We start from the raw sequence: 2,996 nt of genomic DNA on the forward strand, positions 1-2,996 counted from the left end.
TGCTCGCGCTGATACGAGAAGGTCGTGGTGTCCTGCAGAACCAGTATCGTGCCGGCGGCTGCCGCGAAACGCGCCGCACTCGCAGCGAAATGTCCGCTCAAAATATCGTGTTCGCTGACACGGTCGTTGGACAGAAACCGGTAAGCGGCCTTGGTCGACGCCCAGTCCTGGCAGGCAAAGGGGATGGTCTGCCCCATGCCGGCCCAAAGCTTCTCCAGCAGGATCGCGAAGCGCCGATGCAGCCTGGTGTCCTGAAAATTGCTTCCTTGGACTTCCAAATCGCACCATGACCGATCATCTGTCTGTCGCTTGCCTCCCATCTCGCTCGCACACGGAACATGACGTATGCCAGGATACCAGGTTTCGCGCTAAAAAGAAGTGGGTAATTGCAAGGACGCCCAAACTCAAGCGAACATAACCCCGATATGTCCCGGCGTCCCAGCCGCGGCAGGCACAGCATCAGCTCGGATTCGCTGATTCCGCGAAACTGTCCACGAAGAATGTTCGAAAGCTTGGGCTGAGGGATTCCGAGAACAGTTGCAGCTTCCTGCTGCGTCCAACCGCGAGTTTTGATGATCTCGCGAATAGTGGTCACAAGTTTCGCCTTCACAAGCATTTCCTTGGCATCGGCATAGCCAAGGTCGGCACACACGTTCGTGCTGCCCTTTTCATGTTCCGTCATTTCGGTTCTCCTTTCGCCAGCGCTTCGGCCGCTTTCAAACGCGCGCGGATCAAGTCCATATTTCGAGGCGGCGATCCCGCTGGTCGACTTCTTCTGAAAGCATTGCAGCACATACACAGCGTCTGCGATTTTCCCGGCATAGACTGCGCGGTAAGTACCCTGGCCGTCCGACTCACAACTTCCAGAGCGCCGGCGGCTCCGAAGCCCTTCCGGGGCTTCGCATCGTCATGCTTGTCACCCGCCTGTGCGAGGTGAATGGCGTACCCGAACCCATCCTGAATGTCTTCGGGCATATCGAGAAGATCCTTCTTCGATGAGCAAAAGCAACCGAAGTCGCGCGACGAGTCGAAATCCAGTGGTGTCCATTTCGCAGGGATGCGCGCGGCGAGCGACTGCGCTAGACTGCGCCGAAAACTTGACGGTTTTTGCTCCGGTATCGTTATCTCCTGGCCGCTCGGTTGCCGCGAATGTCGACTGCGTGATTGCCGACGGCGCGTACTACAGTATTGCGCAGACCGAGGCGTGGTCAGCCTTCGGTGCGCTGCCGGTGATTCCGCCACCGGCGAATGCAGTCGTTCATGACCGGCCGACGACGCGCTGGCACGACCATCTCGTCATGTACATCAGGGACAGGAGCATCCATGCATTCCAGAACAAATGCGGGGCCGGCCAGCGCTCACTGGTCGAATCGCAGATCTCGCGCATCAAACGCCGTATCGGAGCGCGACTGCTGACGCGCCGGCTCCAATCGCAGCAGCACGAGGGCGTGATCATCGCCAATCTCGTGACCCTGTGAAACTGCTTCGGCAGGGCCGTATGCATCAAGGTGACATAGTTGTGTTCGCAACCAACTTGGTGTCTACCCTGATGAACAAAATCGCGTAGAAGGCGCCTATCATGAACGGCCTGCCCGGAAACCAACGTGCGTCGCCTGCGGGCCAGACAACGTAGGCCACCGACAATCAGCGGAATCTTGATAACATACGCCTCTATAATCAACGCTCGTGTAAATCTGCTTGCAGAACTGTATAAAATTTCTTGAATGGACATGCCCGAGCTGCCTAACTACATCGATCTATGGTTCGTCGATCCCGATACAGTTGACAACGCAGCCATCCAGCAGATCACCCGGGGTTTGCTTAGCGCTGACGAACTCGCACAAAGCAATCGTTTTCGTTTCCCAATACTACGCCGCGACTATTTGATTACCCGCTGGCTGGTACGAACGATCCTCTCCGAGAGACTATCCGTGCCTGGACAGGCGCTGCACTTTGCCGCCAACCGTTATGGGCGCCCCTATCTGCCGAGCTTCCCTGATTTATCTTTCAACATCAGTCACACCAGCAGGCTGATCGTGCTTGCAGTCGCCGCCGAGGTTGAGGTAGGCGTAGACGTTGAGCATATTCAAACCGATCGGGCGACCCCAAACCTCGCCGAATACAGTTTCGCTGTTAGTGAGCGTGCAGCGCTGCGTTCCGTCGCGCCGAATAACTTTGACCACGCGTTTTTTAGCTATTGGACGCTAAAGGAATCCTACGTCAAGGCACTCGGCACAGGACTGTCCACCGCGCTGGACAGTTTTTCGTTCAGCCTCGAACAGCCGGCGACTATCAGCTTTACTTCCGACACCGTCGACCCTACGCCTCCCCACTTTTGGCTTTTGCAGCCATCGTCAACGCATTTGTGCGCGATCTGCGTTCGCCGTTGGTCGCAGCAGCTTCTGTTAAGAGCATGGACCGTTGTATCTCTAACTTCGCGGGTGCCGACGAATGTCATCGTGCTGCGGCGCTCGACATTCTCCTGAGAACGGTATGCGAGTATTTGCCATTTCCGACCTCCATCTAGACTATGCCGCCAATCGCGAATGGTTGGTGCAACTGTCGATCGTCGACCACCGAACGACGTATTAATTCTTGCAGGTGACATCTCCGATTCGCTGGCCGTCGTTACAGAATGCTTCACGGCGTTGACTCAGCGATTTTCGAAGGTAATCTATGTACCGGGCAACCATGAACTATGGGTCCGCCGTGACCGCCTATGAGCACGAGAATCAGTCTGCCACGCCGGGCGTCCCGCCGCACGTATGGTTCGGCTGCGCGTTGGCTGCCCAGCAATTTTTCGTGCTCAAGCGTGCTCAGGTTCATCTGTTCCATGCGTTTCATTTTGCACATTTCAAATCAGATGTTTTTTCAATGACGCAGTGGACTATTGAGTTTCCCATAAAACATGACAACCGATTCGATGCTGGCGCGTTATATCTCTAACGGATTGAATGGAGATACGCGCCATGGCAAAGAAGCCGTTGGACGAGGCA

5 protein-coding genes and 2 pseudogenes are annotated in these 2,996 nt (G+C 55.9%); 4 read left to right on the forward strand and 3 right to left on the reverse strand.

Annotated features, from left to right (window positions below):
• From HV796_RS41255 to HV796_RS41265, 3 genes and pseudogenes are all read right to left on the reverse strand, one after another.
• On the reverse strand, positions 1–278 hold a 278-nt coding region (locus HV796_RS41255), incomplete at its 3' end, for an IS4/Tn5 family transposase DNA-binding protein (RefSeq protein WP_281369995.1).
• Between the two features lie 164 nt (positions 279–442).
• A pseudogene (locus HV796_RS45590) lies at positions 443–682 on the reverse strand (helix-turn-helix domain-containing protein); the annotation flags it as partial.
• Positions 679–975, reverse strand: a pseudogene (locus HV796_RS41265) (type II toxin-antitoxin system RelE/ParE family toxin). The pseudogenes HV796_RS41265 and HV796_RS45590, both read right to left, overlap by 4 nt.
• Positions 976–1,097: 122 nt before the next feature.
• Between HV796_RS41265 and HV796_RS45145 the strand changes: the two are divergent.
• From HV796_RS45145 to HV796_RS41285, 4 genes are all read left to right on the forward strand, one after another.
• A complete protein-coding gene (locus tag HV796_RS45145; protein WP_246356368.1) occupies positions 1,098–1,478 on the forward strand; it encodes a hypothetical protein in 381 nt (126 codons plus the stop codon).
• 252 nt (positions 1,479–1,730) lie between these two features.
• On the forward strand, positions 1,731–2,486 hold the full coding sequence (locus HV796_RS41275; RefSeq protein ID WP_175233419.1) for a 4'-phosphopantetheinyl transferase family protein: 756 nt from the start codon (positions 1,731–1,733) through the stop codon (positions 2,484–2,486).
• A gap of 60 nt (positions 2,487–2,546) precedes the next feature.
• Positions 2,547–2,723, forward strand: coding sequence for a metallophosphoesterase (locus HV796_RS46310; RefSeq protein WP_175233420.1), 177 nt, complete (start codon positions 2,547–2,549; stop codon positions 2,721–2,723).
• Positions 2,692–2,946, forward strand: coding sequence for a hypothetical protein (locus HV796_RS41285; protein ID WP_175233417.1), 255 nt, complete (start codon positions 2,692–2,694; stop codon positions 2,944–2,946). The genes HV796_RS46310 and HV796_RS41285 overlap by 32 nt, the downstream gene beginning before the upstream one ends.
• Positions 2,947–2,996 lie beyond the last annotated feature (50 nt).

Source organism: Paraburkholderia humisilvae, assembly GCF_902859855.1.
GTDB classification, from domain to species: domain Bacteria; phylum Pseudomonadota; class Gammaproteobacteria; order Burkholderiales; family Burkholderiaceae; genus Paraburkholderia; species Paraburkholderia humisilvae.

Coding starts and splice junctions, on each gene's coding strand:
- HV796_RS46310 (WP_175233420.1), top strand. CDS start 2,547: ATGGTTGGTGCAACTGTCGATCGTCGACCACCGAACGACGTATTAATT.
- HV796_RS41285 (WP_175233417.1), top strand. CDS start 2,692: ATGAACTATGGGTCCGCCGTGACCGCCTATGAGCACGAGAATCAGTCT.
- HV796_RS41275 (WP_175233419.1), top strand. CDS start 1,731: ATGCCCGAGCTGCCTAACTACATCGATCTATGGTTCGTCGATCCCGAT.